Annotated in this window: 17 protein-coding genes; 11 read left to right on the top strand and 6 right to left on the bottom strand. The window is 62.5% G+C overall.

What is annotated here, in order from left to right; genetic code table 11:
- Positions 1-12: 12 nt before the first annotated feature.
- From ACK3R5_RS07825 to ACK3R5_RS07810, 4 genes are all read left to right on the top strand, one after another.
- The gene (locus ACK3R5_RS07825) at positions 13-255 is read left to right on the top strand and encodes a hypothetical protein (RefSeq protein ID WP_411968594.1); all 243 of its coding nucleotides are present in this window, start codon (positions 13-15) and stop codon (positions 253-255) included.
- A gap of 165 nt (positions 256-420) precedes the next feature.
- Complete coding sequence (locus ACK3R5_RS07820; RefSeq protein WP_411963504.1) at positions 421-741, top strand: cupin domain-containing protein; 321 nt, start codon at positions 421-423, stop codon at positions 739-741.
- Positions 742-827: 86 nt separating this feature from the next.
- A complete protein-coding gene (locus ACK3R5_RS07815; RefSeq protein WP_411963503.1) occupies positions 828-1,541 on the top strand; it encodes an acetyl-CoA synthetase in 714 nt (237 codons plus the stop codon).
- Between the two features lie 39 nt (positions 1,542-1,580).
- Positions 1,581-2,117: a GNAT family N-acetyltransferase gene (locus ACK3R5_RS07810; RefSeq protein WP_411968593.1), complete on the top strand. Its 537-nt coding sequence runs from the start codon at positions 1,581-1,583 to the stop codon at positions 2,115-2,117.
- Between the two features lie 24 nt (positions 2,118-2,141).
- Here ACK3R5_RS07810 and ACK3R5_RS07805 read toward each other — a convergent pair whose 3' ends face one another.
- Positions 2,142-4,136 carry an AMP-binding protein gene (locus ACK3R5_RS07805; protein ID WP_411968592.1) on the bottom strand — a complete coding sequence of 665 codons (1,995 nt, stop codon included), beginning with the start codon at positions 4,134-4,136 and terminating at the stop codon, positions 2,142-2,144.
- Between the two features lie 122 nt (positions 4,137-4,258).
- Between ACK3R5_RS07805 and ACK3R5_RS07800 the strand changes: the two genes are divergently transcribed.
- The gene (locus ACK3R5_RS07800; protein ID WP_411963500.1) at positions 4,259-4,843 is read left to right on the top strand and encodes a GNAT family N-acetyltransferase; all 585 of its coding nucleotides are present in this window, start codon (positions 4,259-4,261) and stop codon (positions 4,841-4,843) included.
- A 3-nt stretch (positions 4,844-4,846) separates the two neighbouring features.
- On the opposite strand, the gene ACK3R5_RS07795 is transcribed toward ACK3R5_RS07800, so the two are convergent.
- Positions 4,847-5,113 carry a hypothetical protein gene (locus tag ACK3R5_RS07795; protein ID WP_411963499.1) on the bottom strand — a complete coding sequence of 89 codons (267 nt, stop codon included), beginning with the start codon at positions 5,111-5,113 and terminating at the stop codon, positions 4,847-4,849.
- Positions 5,114-5,169: 56 nt separating this feature from the next.
- On the bottom strand, positions 5,170-5,421 hold the full coding sequence (locus tag ACK3R5_RS07790; RefSeq protein WP_411963498.1) for a hypothetical protein: 252 nt from the start codon (positions 5,419-5,421) through the stop codon (positions 5,170-5,172).
- 108 nt (positions 5,422-5,529) lie between these two features.
- On the opposite strand from ACK3R5_RS07790, the gene cdd reads away from it, so the two are divergent.
- The 3 genes from cdd (at position 5,530) to ACK3R5_RS07775 (ending at position 8,145) form a co-directional block, all read left to right on the top strand.
- Positions 5,530-5,970: a cytidine deaminase gene (cdd, locus tag ACK3R5_RS07785; RefSeq protein ID WP_411963497.1), complete on the top strand. Its 441-nt coding sequence runs from the start codon at positions 5,530-5,532 to the stop codon at positions 5,968-5,970.
- A gap of 48 nt (positions 5,971-6,018) precedes the next feature.
- Entirely contained in the window at positions 6,019-6,837 is an 819-nt protein-coding gene (locus tag ACK3R5_RS07780) for a nucleoside phosphorylase (protein ID WP_411968591.1), read from the top strand.
- Positions 6,838-6,951: 114 nt separating this feature from the next.
- A complete protein-coding gene (locus tag ACK3R5_RS07775) occupies positions 6,952-8,145 on the top strand; it encodes an NAD(P)/FAD-dependent oxidoreductase (RefSeq protein WP_411968590.1) in 1,194 nt (397 codons plus the stop codon).
- Positions 8,146-8,317: 172 nt separating this feature from the next.
- On the opposite strand, the gene ACK3R5_RS07770 is transcribed toward ACK3R5_RS07775, so the two are convergent.
- Entirely contained in the window at positions 8,318-8,851 is a 534-nt protein-coding gene (locus ACK3R5_RS07770; RefSeq protein ID WP_411963494.1) for an Rrf2 family transcriptional regulator, read from the bottom strand.
- 163 nt (positions 8,852-9,014) lie between these two features.
- Here ACK3R5_RS07770 and ACK3R5_RS07765 point away from each other — a divergent pair, with 163 nt between their 5' ends.
- Entirely contained in the window at positions 9,015-9,935 is a 921-nt protein-coding gene (locus tag ACK3R5_RS07765) for an NAD-dependent epimerase/dehydratase family protein (protein WP_411968589.1), read from the top strand.
- Between the two features lie 39 nt (positions 9,936-9,974).
- On the opposite strand, the gene ACK3R5_RS07760 is transcribed toward ACK3R5_RS07765, so the two are convergent.
- Positions 9,975-10,202 carry a hypothetical protein gene (locus tag ACK3R5_RS07760; protein WP_411968588.1) on the bottom strand — a complete coding sequence of 76 codons (228 nt, stop codon included), beginning with the start codon at positions 10,200-10,202 and terminating at the stop codon, positions 9,975-9,977.
- Between the two features lie 134 nt (positions 10,203-10,336).
- Between ACK3R5_RS07760 and rocF the strand changes: the two genes are divergently transcribed.
- Together rocF and ACK3R5_RS07750 are read left to right on the top strand one after the other, a co-directional pair.
- Positions 10,337-11,236, top strand: a complete 900-nt coding sequence (gene rocF / locus ACK3R5_RS07755) for an arginase (RefSeq protein WP_411968587.1) — start codon at positions 10,337-10,339, stop codon at positions 11,234-11,236.
- On the top strand, positions 11,236-11,706 hold the full coding sequence (locus ACK3R5_RS07750; RefSeq protein ID WP_411968586.1) for an NUDIX domain-containing protein: 471 nt from the start codon (positions 11,236-11,238) through the stop codon (positions 11,704-11,706). Before rocF ends, ACK3R5_RS07750 begins: the two co-directional genes overlap by 1 nt.
- 55 nt (positions 11,707-11,761) lie before the next feature.
- Here ACK3R5_RS07750 and gyrA read toward each other — a convergent pair whose 3' ends face one another.
- Positions 11,762-14,341 carry a DNA gyrase subunit A gene (gene gyrA / locus ACK3R5_RS07745; RefSeq protein WP_411968585.1) on the bottom strand — a complete coding sequence of 860 codons (2,580 nt, stop codon included), beginning with the start codon at positions 14,339-14,341 and terminating at the stop codon, positions 11,762-11,764.
- Position 14,342 lies beyond the last annotated feature (1 nt).

The raw sequence follows: 14,342 nt of genomic DNA, 5'->3' as shown, positions 1-14,342 counted from the left end.
ACGACGGCCAGCATGGACGACACTCACGTCTCCGACCAGACGCTCACCGACATGGTTCGGCATCTCCGCCCGTCGTGGCGAGTCGTCGGCGTCGACCGTATCGAGGAGGGAGCGAACGACGCCGCACTCGTCGAGGTGACCACTCCGACCGGGGCGCGTCGAGTCGTCCTGAAGACCGTCACGAGTTCACACCCGTTGGCCGAGACGCGGACACGCGATAGCGAATTCGTCTGTATCGACTGGCCTACCGAGTAGACGCGATGGCATGCCTGCCGTTCTGGTACCACACGGACCCCACCATGGATGACCGCGACGTCCGGGCCGCCGAGCACCGCGCGTTCGTCCGGCAGTATCTCTAACCCGCCCACAGGATTCCGCCTCGCCGACACGTTCAGGGGGGTTGCGGACCTTTGTACAGTGATGTCATACACCAAGGTCAACTATCGGGACGTGGACGAACTCGGCGGCGGCCTGCACTTCATGCGGGATTCACTGGAGTGCGAGCAACTCGGCTTCACCATCGTCGAGTGCCAACCGAACTGGACCGGAAAGCGACACGACCACGCCGAGGAACACCACGAGGAGATTTATTATCTCGTCTCGGGGTCCGCGACGCTCGTCGTCGACGGTGTAGACGTACCGCTCGAACCGGGAGACGCCGTCCGTATCTCACCGACAGACACACGGCAACTCCGAAACGGTGACACGGAGAGTCTCCTCGTCGTCGCTGGTGCGCCCTGACACTCGGGACGGCAGAGGGCGGTTCACGACCCGAACCCGGCGGCCGCCTCGGCGGCTTTTTTCACATCGACTCCGTACGGCCTCGTATGGACGTTATCGGTGACCTCGTGGCCCGCGACAGGCGAAGTGAGCGCCTCGCCCTGCAGGTAGATGGCCCCGGCCGGACCTACTCGTACTACGACTTCATCACCACGTCGTACAAGGCGGGGAACGTCCTCCGGTATCTCGGCGTGCGGAAGGGCGCACGCGTCGCTCTCGAACCAGTCGCGCTCCCCGAACCGATACTGACCTTCGTCGGTGCGGCGCAACTCGGTGCCGTGACGGTGTTCGACCCCACTGTCGACGCGAGGGCCGTTCTCGTGGACGTCGCTCGCGAGGCCGAATTCGACCTTCCACCGGGCCACAAACTCGCCGTCTACAACGGGCCGCCGAGTTCGCCGTCGACGACCCACTGGGAGAAAGAAGTGTGGAGCGAGAACCCGGCGGTCCACCCGGAAGTCGTCGAACCGGAAGATTCCGCACTCCTCGCCGACGGCCGTGAGTTCACGCACGGCGACTTGCTCGATGCGGCACGGAGCGTCGTCTCCGAGTTCGAACTCGACGCCGACGACACTGTCGCGATTCGGTCGTCGCTCGCTCGTCCGGGAACCGTCGTCGCCGGAATTCTCGCCCCGCTTCTCGCCGGTGGCACGATTCGCGTCCCAGACGGTGACGACAGCGTCGACGCGTCACTCACAGTCGGTGACGACGCCCCCGAACCGCGGTCGATTTCACCCGACGACGCCGTGCCGGGCCGGTGAGTGAGAACGTACTTATCTGACCCTGTACTGCGGACAATCATGACCGAGACGACTGTCGTCGAAGGCGAACGGGTCGCGCTCCGTCCCGTCGAACGCGACGATGCGGGACTCGTCCAGCGCTCGACGACGGCACCCGAGATTCGAATCCCACTCGGTGCGCCGAAACCGCAAAATCACGCGCAGGCCACGGAGTTCATCGAGACCACCGTCGAGGAGGGTGACAACGTCGCCTTCGTCGTCGAGGCGGACGGCGAAGCTGTCGGGTTCGTCATGGTCGAAATCCGTGAGTACGGCCGCCCCGAACTCGTCTACTGGCTTCTGCCCGAGTATCACGGTCAGGGATACGGAACGGATGCGGTCGGGTGTCTGGTCGACTACGTCTTCCGGACGGTCGATTGTCACGGCCTGCAGGCCGTCACGTTCGATTTCAACGAGGCTTCACGCGGCGTCCTCGAACGACTCGGATTCACGAACGAAGGTCGACTGCGAGAAGCGGCGTTCGTCGACGGGGCGCACGTCGACGTCTTGCGGTACGGTTTGCTTCGCCGCGAGTGGGAAGCGAACCAGTCGGGGTGACGCCCCAGGACTCTCTCTCTCTCGTCAGGACGCCCGTTCTATCTTCTCTAGCGCCTCGGGATTCTCGATACTGCTCATGTCGCCGAGGTCCTCGCCAGCGTAGATGGCCGAGATTGCCCGGCGGATAATCTTCCCAGACTGCGTCTTCGGGAACTCGTCGACGAAGAGAATCTCGCGGGGCCGGAACGGCTTACCCAGTTCGTCGCCGACGACGGTGCGAAGTTCGTCTCGAAGGTCGTCGCTCTCGTCGACACCGTCTTCGAGGACGACGTACGCCACGACGGCAGTTCCCGTGGTATCGTCGGGGACACCGACGGCGGCGGCCTGGTTCACGGCGTCGTGTTCGATGAGCGCGCCTTCGACTTCGGCGGGGCCAACTTTGCGGCCCGCGACGTTGAGAGCGTCGTCGGCCCGACCATGTAAGAACCAGAAGCCGTCTTCGTCCTTCTGGGCCCAGTCGCCGTGGTCCCAGAGGTCCTCCCACGACGACCAGTAGGTGTCGAGGTAGCGTTCGTCGCCCTCCCAGAGACTCTTCGTCATCGACGGACAGGAGTCACGCGCGACGAGGAAGCCGCGTTCGTGGGTGTCGGCGATGGACTCTCCCGCGGAATCGACGATGTCGATATCCATCCCGAGGCCCGGGCCACCGAGCGAACACGGCTTGAGCGGTTGTGTCGGCATCGGCATGAGGAAACACCCGCAGATTTCCGTCCCGCCGGAGATGTTGATGATGGGTGCCTCGCCGCCGCCGACGTTCTCGTAGAACCACATCCACGACTCGGGGTCCCACGGTTCGCCGGTCGACCCGAGCAGGCGGAGACTCGACAGGTCGTGTTTCTCGACGTACTCGTCGCCGTACTTTCTGAGGGCACGAATCGCGGTGGGCGAGATGCCGAACGTGGTGAGTCGATGTCGCTCAATCATCTCCCAGAACCGGTCGGGTTCGGGATAGTCGGGTGCGCCTTCGTACATGAAGATAGTGCCGGCGAACGTGTGGTTCCCGATGAGCGTCCACGGCCCCATCATCCACCCGATGTCCGACACCCAGAAGAAGCGGTCTTCCGGTTTCTGGTCGAATCCGAAGTGAATCTCTTTGGCCGTCTGCATCTGCACGCCCGCGTGCGTGTGGACGATACCTTTCGGCTTGCCCGTCGTCCCCGACGAGTACAGCAGCATCGATTCGGCGTCCGACGGGAGGTGTTTCGTCTCGTATTCGCTGTCTGCTTCGTCTACGGTGTCGGTCCACCACTCGTCGCGTTCGTCGTTCCACGGGACGGTTTCGTCGCTGTCTTCGAACCGCCGGTAGACGACGGTGTGTTCGACGCAACCTGCTTCCTCGATGGCCTCGTCGGCAGTCTCTTTCAGGCGAACCTCGGACCCTCGTCGGTAGAACCCGTCGGCCGTAAAGAGGACCGAACACTCGGGGTCTTCGAGACGGGTCGCCGTGGCGTCGACGCCGAATCCGGAGAAGATGGGGACGGCTATCGCGCCGACTTTGAAACATCCGTAGAGGATGGAGATGACTTCGGGCACCATCGGCATGTAGAGGCCGACGGTGTCACCCGTCTCGACGCCGTAGGATTCGAGAACGTTCGCGACGCGGTTCGCTTCCCGATACAGGTCGTGGTAGGTTCGCTGGACGACGTCACCGTGTTCGCCCTCCCAGATGCAGGCGACTCGGTTTCGGTTCGGTGAATCGACGGCGGCGTGACGGTCCAACACGTTGTGGGCGACGTTGATTTCGCCGCCTGGGTACCAGTTGGAGAACTGTGGGCCGTCGCTGTCGTCTCGCACCCCGTCGTACGGTTCGTAGAAGTCGATATCGAGATAGTCGACGAGTTCGTCCCAGAACCACTCGACACCGGACGCGTTGACCCCCGGTTTCTCCGTCGTCGTTCGTTCGATGAGTTCGTCGTAATCCTCGATATCGTACTGCCGCATGAATCGCGTCACGTTGGCGTCCGCGACGAACGCCGGGTCGGGTTCGTGCACCACCGTGTCGGTGTCGGGTACGTCCATGAATCGTCGTACCGTAGAGAAGACAATGAATCTTTACCGTTCGATAATGCGAGAGCACCTGTGTCTTCGAATCGACTCACCGGGCCGGGGTGTTTTTATCGGCCGGGAAGGTATACCTCAGTATGTACGTCCGGGATGCCAAGAACCGAGACGAGGCCTGGCTGCTCGACGCACTCGAGGACCTGGAACTCGACGACACCGCGTTCCGCTCCCGCGACTACGTCATCGCACTCGACGAGGAGACGAACGAGAAGGCGGGATTCGGTCGAATCCGCGTCCACAAGGGTGACGAGTCGTTCTGCGAGATTACCTGTGTTGGCGTCCCCGAGCGCTGGCGAAAACAGGGCGTCGGTGCCCACGTCGTAGAACGACTCGTCGACAGGGCGCTCGCCGAAGGGTTCGACACCGTCTACGGCTTTTCGTCCGCCTACAGATACTGCACCCAGTTCGGGTTCGACCCCGTCGATGCCTCGGACCTCCCCGACCGAGTCAACACCCGGTTCGAGCAGGTCAAAGCCGGCGACGACGACGCGATTGCCGTCCGCATCGACACCGACGAGTTCACCATGCCGGACGAGCTTCGAGAGCGATTCAAGGTGGCCAGTCCCGCCCCGAGTCCCGACGAGACGGAACCGGAACTCTCGGCAGAGGATTTCGGCTACGACGAAGAGACGCCGACGAAGTACTCGACGAATTTGCGGCGATAACGTTCAGGTCCGGCCTTCGAGGAAGTCCGTGCTGAAGACAATCCACGTGAGCACGCTACAGAAGAGAATCGGCGGGAGGATAGCAAAGCCCCACAGCGGTTCGAGTCCTTGCATCAAGATGAGGACTACGTCTGCGAGTCCGAGGGCGAGAAACGGCGCAGTGGCCAGTGCGGCACGTTTCCGGTTCTTCCCACCCTCTTCTTCCGGGAGCGGTCCGGGCGATGGGTCACCGGCCGAAGACGACGTAGATGTCGACGAGGGCGCGTCCATGGACGCCTCTCAGACCCCGACGAGCAAAAACGGTCCGCCTTTCGGTCGGGAGTCGCTCACGCGTCTTCGAGTCGCGACGCGAACTCGACGAGGCCGAACAGCACCGCGAGGACGAGCGCCGAGACGACCATCCCGTAGAGGCTGAACGCGACTGGTGACGTCGGCAACGAGAGGAGGCCGAAGAAGGTCACTTCGGCGACAACCTGACCGCCGTTCGCTCCGATGAATACGCCGAGGATGCCCGAGATAAGCACCACGCTCGCACCGACGAGCAAGAGGATATCCCGGCCGCCTAACCGTTCGTTCACGTCGCCGGATTAGGACCGGACCGTATAGTCGCTTACGGGGCGTGTCGGGTGACCGCCATCTCGAACGAGCGTCGGACGCCGAGAGACGAACGAACTAAGCGACACCGCGTGAATCTCCGCAACACGATGTCCCAATCGCTCGTCGAACGCGCTCGTGAAGCGCTCGACAACGCCTACGTTCCGTACTCGGAGTACACCGTCGGTGCCGCCCTCGAAACGAAAGACGGGTCGGTCTACGTCGGGTGTAACATCGAGAACGCCAACTACTCGAACAGTCTCCACGCCGAAGAAGTCGCTATCGCGGAGGCGGTCAAGAACGGCCACACCGAGTTCGAACGCGTCGCGGTGACGTCGGGTGCCCGCGACGGCGTCACTCCCTGTGGGATGTGTCGACAGACGCTCGCGGAGTTCGGCGACGAGAACCTCGAAATCGTCTGTGACCTCGGCGGCGACGAGGTGGCCGTCTACACCCTCGGCGAACTCCTGCCGAACACCATCTCGCTGGACACGCTCGAAGCGGCGGCCGAGAAGCGCGAACGCGACGAGTAACCTTCCGGAGAACGCAAGAATTTCCACTATCCCCGAGGGAGTAGACGTATGAACGACAGTGAGGACCCGAACGCCGAGGTACAGTATCACCTCGAAGTCGGTCCAGAGGACCTCGCAGATGCGGTTTTGCTGCCCGGGAATCCCGAGCGCGTCGACAAGATAACCGCGCTGTGGGACGACTACGAAGAGAAGGCCTACCACCGCGAGTACCGCACTGCGACGGGAACGTACGACGAAACACCGATATCCGTCACGTCGACGGGTATCGGCAGTCCCTCGGCGGCGATAGCCGTCGAAGAACTCGCGCGTGTCGGCGTCGATACGTTCATCCGGGTCGGGTCCTGCGGTGCAATCCAACCGGAGATGGACGTCGGTGACCTCGTCATCACGTCGGGTGCAGTCCGTCAAGAGGGCACGTCCAAGGAGTACGTCCGCGAAGATTACCCCGCAGTTGCAGACAACGAAGTCGTCTCTGCACTCGTCGCCGCCGCCGAACGACTCGACTACGACTACCACGTCGGACTGACGATGAGCGCCGACTCCTTCTACGCCGGACAGGGCCGCCCCGGATTCGAGGAGTTCCGCGCTGCTGGGTCCGAGTCGCTCGTCGAGGAACTCCAGAACGCGAACGTCAAGAACATCGAGATGGAGGCGTCGGCGCTCTTGACCATCGCCAACGTCTACGGACTCCGCGCCGGTGCTGTCTGCTCCGTCTACGCGAACCGCGTCACCGGCGAGTTCCGGACGGAAGGCGAGTCCCGTGCGGCCGAAGTCGCCAGTCTCGCAGTCCACCTCCTCGCGAAGATGGACGAGGCCAAACGAGAGGCCGGTGTCGACCACTGGCACGCCGGATTGAGCCTCGAGTAATCCGACAACCGTCGAACCCGAATTTCGACGGCAGGGCACGTATAAGCCCACAATTAGGAGGTATCTGGCGACCGTTTCAAAGCCCCTTTATCTAATGACTACACAGACGACGACATGAGCACGCAGGTCGTCGTCCTCGGTTCGGGTTACGCCGGGGCCGGCGCAGTAAAACGCCTCGAATCGGAACTCGGCCACGACGCAGAACTGACGTGGGTCGCAGAGAACGACTACCACCTCGTCCTCCACGAGGTCCACCGGTGTATCCGAGACCCGAGTGTCGAATCGAGCATCGCGATTCCCATCGACGACGTGAAATCCTCCTCGACCAACTTCGTGAAGGGTCGTGCGACGGACGTCGACGTCGACGAGCGTGTCGTCGAACTCGAAGGTGGGGACACCGTCGACTACGATTACCTGCTCGTCGCCATCGGGTCTTCGACGGCGTTCTTCGGTATCGACGGCCTCGAAGAGTACGCACACCAACTCAAGGGCCTCGACGACGCCCGCGAGATTCACCAGGACATCAAACAAGCCGCGACAGACGCCTCCCGCGACGACCCTGCACAGGTCGTCATCGGTGGTGCTGGGCTCTCCGGTATCCAGTCCGCTGCGGAAGTCGCGGAGTTCCGCGACCTGAACCGCGCCCCCATCGACATCAAACTCGTCGAAGGGATGGACGAAATCTTCCCCGGAAACGACCCGGAACTGCAGGGTGCGCTCCGCCGCCGTCTCGAAGACCTGGATATCGACATCTTGACCGGCGACTTCATCTCGAAAGTCGACGAGGAGACGGTCTACATCGGCGGTGGCGAAGACGAGTCGCCCGAGGAACTCGCCTACGACGTCCTCGTCTGGACCGGCGGTATCACGGGCCAACCCGAAGCGAGTGACCTCGAACTCGAACAGGACGAGCGCTCCCACCGCTTCTTCGCCGAAGACGACTTCCAGACGAGCGACGAACGCGTCTTCGCTGTCGGTGACTGTGCCCTCGTCGAACAGGGTGCCGACAACGTCGCACCGCCGACGGCACAGGCCGCCTGGGACGCTGCTGACGTCGCCGGTGCGAACCTCGCTCGTGCCATCGAAGGCAAACCGCTCGAACGCTGGTCCTTCACCGACAAGGGGACGGTCATCTCTATCGGTGAAGATGCTGTCGCGCACAGCGTCAAGTTCCCCGTCGTCGGGGAGTTCCCGGTCAACGTCTTCGGCGGACCGCTCGCGAAGATGCTGAAGAAGGGTATCGCCGCGAACTGGATTGCCGACGTGACCGGCGTCAACCGCGCTGTCTCCGCCTGGAACGACCTGTAGACGCCGCGACGCCCCCGACTCTCCCGACCCTGTTGCTGGGTCGACTACTTCGTTTCTGCGCTGCTGTCATCCGGTCTGGACGGACCACTGTACAGCGGTGCGACTGGTCGAACTACGAGTATCGGCGCTCCGAACGTGCGCTCGAAAAGAAAGAAAAGAGAGGCGGGCGAACTCAGTGCGACGGTTCGCCGACGGGTGCCTCCATATCGTCGATACGGAGGATGAGGATGTTGCTCGTGTCGTCTTTGCCGTCGAGCGTGCCGTCGATGACGAGACGCGACAGCGGCGTCGGGCCGACACGAATCTTGTCTCCCTCGTGGAAGTTCCGAACCGAGCCCTGGACGTGAATCTCGGCGCGGCAGAGTTCGGGGTGGTGGACGCTCGACAGGTCGATTTCGTCCACGTTGACGCCCTCGACTCGCTCGTCGTTGTGGAACAGTGGGACCACCGCAGGTTCGTCCATCTTCTCGACGTCGAGTGCCTCGTAGGCGTTCGCAGTCGGCTTGTAGCCACCTTTCGGCCCCGGTACACCTTCGACGAGTTGGAGTGCCTTCAGGCTCTGCATCTGGTTGCGGATGGTCCCCGGGTTCCGGTTGACCTCTTCGGCGATGTCCTCGCCCTTCACCGCGTCCTCAGATTCTCGGTAGAGGTTGATGAGTGCAGTGAGGATAGTTTTCTGACTCGAAGTCAGTTCGATTGATGACATGGAGAGTGGTTCGCAACATACGTCCTTAAATCCGATGGATGGCAGGCAGAATCTACTGTTCGGAAACCATGTAACGAACACCTATACAGGAATGTTCCGTGAGACCGACGGTCACGGATTCTGTGTCGATAGCACTATACGGGTCACGGGAGTGCGGTCGGATATGAACGGGAAACGAGTCCTCGTCACCGGTGGTGCCGGGTTCATCGGTTCTAACCTCGCAAACGCCCTCGCCGAAGACAACGACGTGGTCGCTGTCGACGACCTGTATCTCGGGACTCCCGAGAACCTCGACGATTCGGTCGAGTTCCACGACGTGAGCGTCCTCGACGACGACTTGCCCACCGAAGGTGTCGACGTCGTGTTTCACCTCGCGGCGCTGTCGTCGTACAAGATGCACGAAGACGACCCGGCCCGCGGTGCGCGCGTCAACGTCGAAGGCTTCGTCAACACGGTCGAACAGGCTCGAAACGACGGGTGTGACACCGTCGTCTACGCCTCCACGTCGTCGATTTACGGGTCGCGAACCGAACCCTCGCCGGAGGACATGCCCGTCGAGGCACGAACCGGGTACGAGGCGTCGAAACTCGCCCGCGAACGCTACGCCGAATACTTCCACCACCACTACGACATGACGCTCGCCGGCCTGCGATTCTTCTCCGTCTATCAGGGCTTCGGCGGCGCAGAAGAACACAAAGGCGAGTTCGCCAACACCATCGCACAGTTCGCCGACAAAATCGCGAACGGCGAGCGTCCCGAACTCTTCGGAGACGGGTCACAGACACGCGACTTCACCCACGTCGACGACATCGTCCGCGGCATCGTCCTCGCCGCCGACCACCGACTGCAGGGTATCTACAATCTCGGGACGGGTGAGAGTTACTCGTTCAACGAGATGGTGTCGATGATAAACGAGGCGCTCGGAACCGACGTCGAACCGAAGTACATCGAAAACCCGCTCGACGTGTACGTCCACGACACGATGGCCGACTCGACGAAGATTCGCGAGGCGACTGGATGGGAACCCGAGATCTCGTTCGAGGAGGGTGTCCGCCGCGTCTGCGAACCGTATCTCGACGACTGACCTGCGAGATTCGGTTCTCGACGACTAACTGCCGAGGCGCTACTGCGAATCGTCCACCGACGTCGGTGGATTCGACCGACTCCGTTCTTCGAAATCGACGCTCACGGCGACGGGTTCGCCTGTCGCTTCCCGAACCGCGCTCCCGAGTCTATCGGCTAACTGCGGATACTGCTGTCCGACCGGATGCTGGACGGTCATCGTCACGTCGCGCGGGTCCTCACCCAGTCCGGCAGCCCCGAACTCGACGCGCAACTGGAGGTGGCGCATGCGGGTGGATACGACGCGTCGTCGCAAAAGTCGGGTGGCGAAATCGCACTCTCGAACCCGTCCCCGGACACGAGAGTTGTTCCCACGACTGGGTGTTCCGATGCCACTAAACATCTCCCCCGAGTGGAGGTACCATGGAACGAAACGTCAGGATTCTCGGTGCTCCGACCGACTACGGCGCCAATCGACGTGGCGTTGACATGGGTCCCTCTGCGATTCGGTATGCCGGTCTCAAACAGCAACTCGAAGCTGCCGGTGTGAAGACTGTCGATGCAGGCGACTTGAGCGTCCCTCACCACGCGATACACGACGCCGACGCCGGCGCGGAGAACGCCAAACACATCCAAGAGGTCGAAGAGGTCTGTACCGCACTCGCGGACGCCGTCTCGACGTCTCTCTCGGAGGGTGAAGCGCCGCTCGCACTCGGTGGTGACCACTCTATCGCTATCGGGTCGATGGTGGGCAGCGCTCGCGACGCCGATATCGGCGTGGTCTGGTTCGACGCTCACGGCGACTTCAACACGCCCGCAACCTCGCCGTCGGGGAACGTCCACGGGATGCCACTCGCCGCGGCACTCGGTATCGGCGACTTCGAGGGTGTCGAGTGGGCGAACGCCGCAGGCCTGAAAGAAGAGAACGTAGCTCTCGTCGGCCTCCGCGACGTCGACGAAAACGAGACGGCGGCGATTCACGACAGTGACGTGACTGCGTTCACGATGTCGGATATCGACCACCGCGGTATCACCGAGGTGACGGGGGAGGCACTCGACGTGGTGACAGACGGGACCGACGGCATCCACGTCAGTCTCGACCTGGACTGGTTGGACCCCCGCGAAGCACCCGGCGTCGGGACGCCCGTCCGCGGCGGTGCGACGTATCGCGAAGCACACGCGGCGATGGAACTCGTCGCGGAGTCGGGAGCGATGCGCTCGATGGAACTCGTGGAAGTCAACCCCATCCTCGACGAGCACAACGAGACGGCAGCACTCGCGACCGAACTCGCCGCAAGCGCCTTCGGCAAGCGCATCCTCTGATGGCCGCACCGAGAGACGCGCCGGCACCACACGACCTCGCTGCCGGCGTCGTGGTCATCCGCAACAACTCCGTGCTCGCCGTCTACGAGAAGGACCGCTGGGGACTCCCGAAAGGCGGGTCCGAACCCGGGGAGTTCTTCTACGAGACGGCCGCCCGAGAGGCCGCAGAGGAGACGGGAATCGACGTGGACATCGAGTCGCTCGCCTTCACGAGCGAGATTCGCGGCCCAGACAGGCGTATCTACCTCCAACGATTCTATCACGCGACTGCGCTCGACCCCACTGCGGACCCGACGCCGAGCGACCCCGACGACGAAATCGAGGACGCGGCGTTTCTCCCGCTGACGGCGCTTGGGTCGACGCTCACCTACCGGCCACGTGTCGAACCCCTCCGTGAGTGGCTTAGAGACCGCAAACCACGGCACTACACGTACGACCTGACGAACGAACCGTCTCACGTGGACAAGTAGTCACTCGCTGGTCTGTTTTCTGAACCCGTCCGCAAAAAATCGCACCCAGAGCGGGTTATTCTTCGACGGTTTCGTCGTCAGCGTCGGGAGACTCGTCGACAGCAGCGTCCCCGACTTCCTCGTCGAGTTCTTCGTCTTCAGTCGTCATCGTCGGTGGAATCACGTCGACGGAGGCGACGGAGTCACCCGCGTCGAGGTCCATGACGATGACGCCCATCGTGTTGCGACCGACCGTCGAGATGTCTTCGACGGGAGTGCGGACGATTTGCCCCTCGTCGGACATGACGACGAGGTGGTCGCCCTCGCCGACGGTGTTGATTGCACACACTGGGCCGTTTCGCTCGTTGGTCTTGATGTCGATGAGACCCTTCCCGTTCCGCGACTGCGGGCGGTACTTGTCGAGGTCGGTTCGTTTGCCGTATCCGTTGTCGGTGACCGTCAGAATCCAACTGTGGTGTTCTTCGTCGACTGCGGCGACGCCGGCGACGACGTCGTCGCCGGTCAGTTTGATGCCGCGGACACCACGTGCGGACCGGCCCATCGCCCGGACTTCGTCTTCGTCGAAGCGGATGGACATCCCCTGTTCGGTACCGATGACCAAGTCGTGGCCACCGTGAGTGACCTCCACGTCGACGAGTTCGTCGCCGTCGTCGAGTTTGGTGGCGATGATACCCGTCGAGAGGATGTTCTGGAAGCGGTCCATGCTGGTGCGCTTGATGTACCCGTTGCGGGTCACCATCGTCAGGTACCCGTCGACTTCCTCCAGGTCGTCGCAGTTGACGACGGCGGTAATCTCTTCGCCCTGGTCGAAGTCGAGTAAGTTGACTGCGGACTTCCCCCGAGCGGTTCGAGACATCTCTGGCACCTGATAGGCTTTGAGTTGGTAGACCTGTCCGTGGTTCGTGAAGCACAACAGGTCGTCGTGAGTGTTGGCGACGAACACCGACGACACTCTGTCGCCTTCTTTCAGGTCCGTCCCGATGATTCCCTTGCCGCCGCGGTGTTGAGCGCGGAAGCGCGAGACGGGCATGCGTTTGATGTAGTCGTCTTCGCTGACGACGACGACGACGTCCTCTTCGGGGATGAGGTCAGCACGCGTGACTTCGCCGGTGTTGGCGACGAACGAGGTCCGCCGGTCGTCTGCGTACTCGTCTTTGATGTCGAGGAGTTCGGACTCGATGACGGCGTCGAGTTCGGACCGGTCGTCGAGGATTGCTTCGAGGCGCTCGATAGTCGCCTGTACGTCCTCGTACTCGTCTTCGATTTCGGCCGCTTCCATCGAGGTGAGCGAACCGAGTTGCATCGAGACGATGTGGTTGGCCTGGTCCTCGGAGAAGTCGAACGAGGTGAGCGGTTCGCCGTCGACTTCGACGGTGACTTCGCCACGCAGGGCGGCCTTCGCGTCGTCACGACTCTCGGAGTTCCGAATCGTCTCGACGACGTCGTCGATGTTGTCGAGTGCTTTCAGGCGGCCTTCGAGGATGTGTGCTCTGTCTTCTGCCTCGGCGAGTTCGTACTCGGAGCGCCGGCGAACCACGTCGCGGCGGTGGTCGAGATAGTGCTGGAGCGTCTCCTTGAGCGTCAGTACCTGCGGTTGGCCGTCGACGAGGGCGAGGTTGATGACGCCGAACGTCGATTCGAGGTGGTTGTCGAGCAGTTGGTTCTTGACGACTTCGGCTATCGCGCCGCGCTTGAGTTCGATGACGACGCGGATGCCGTCACGGTCGGACTCGTCGCGGATGTCGCGGATGCCCTCTATCTTGCCGGCGTTCACGTCGTCGGCGATGCGCTCGATGAGGCGGGCCTTGTTCTCCTGATACGGGAGTTCGTTGATGACGATGCGGCCTTCCTCTTCGTCGACGTCGTAGTCGGCGCGGACGCGGACTCGCCCGCGTCCCGTCTTGTAGGCCTTGTGGACCGCGTTTCGGCCGACGATGTTGGCACCCGTCGGGAAGTCGGGGCCCTTGACGTGTTCCATCAGGTCGGCGACGGTGGCGTCGGGGTTCTCGATGAGTTCGACGGTGGCGTCGATGACTTCACCGAGGTTGTGCGGCGGGATGTTCGTGGACATCCCGACTGCGATACCGGACGACCCGTTGACGAGCAAGTTCGGGAACGACGACGGCAGTACCGTCGGTTCCTGCTTGCGGTCGTCGTAGTTCGACTGGAAGTCGACCGTATCTTTGTCGATGTCGGCGAGGAGTTCCTCGGCGATAGACGACATCCGCGCTTCCGTATACCGCATCGCCGCCGGCGGGTCGCCGTCGACAGACCCGAAGTTCCCCTGTCCGTCGACGAGGGGGTAGCGCATGGAGAAGTCCTGCGCCATGCGTGCGAGCGTGTCGTAGATAGCAGAGTCACCGTGTGGGTGGTAATCACCCATCGTCTCGCCCACGATGGACGAGGACTTCCGGTGTGAGGAGTTGGAGGTGACGCCCGCCTGGTGCATCGCATAGAGGATGCGCCGGTGGACGGGTTTCAGGCCGTCGCGGACGTCCGGCAGGGCACGACCCGCGATGACCGACATCGCGTAGTCGATGTACGACTGCTCCATCTCGTCTTCGATGCGAGCGTTTCTAATCTCCGCCGCGATGCCCGCGCCGGGTTCGAAGGAATCAGGTGCGTCAGAACTCATA

Origin of the sequence: Haloferax sp. YSSS75, from assembly GCF_046764215.1 — an archaeon.
Lineage (GTDB): Archaea > Halobacteriota > Halobacteria > Halobacteriales > Haloferacaceae > Haloferax.
This window is presented reverse-complemented; position numbering and strand designations above follow the sequence as displayed.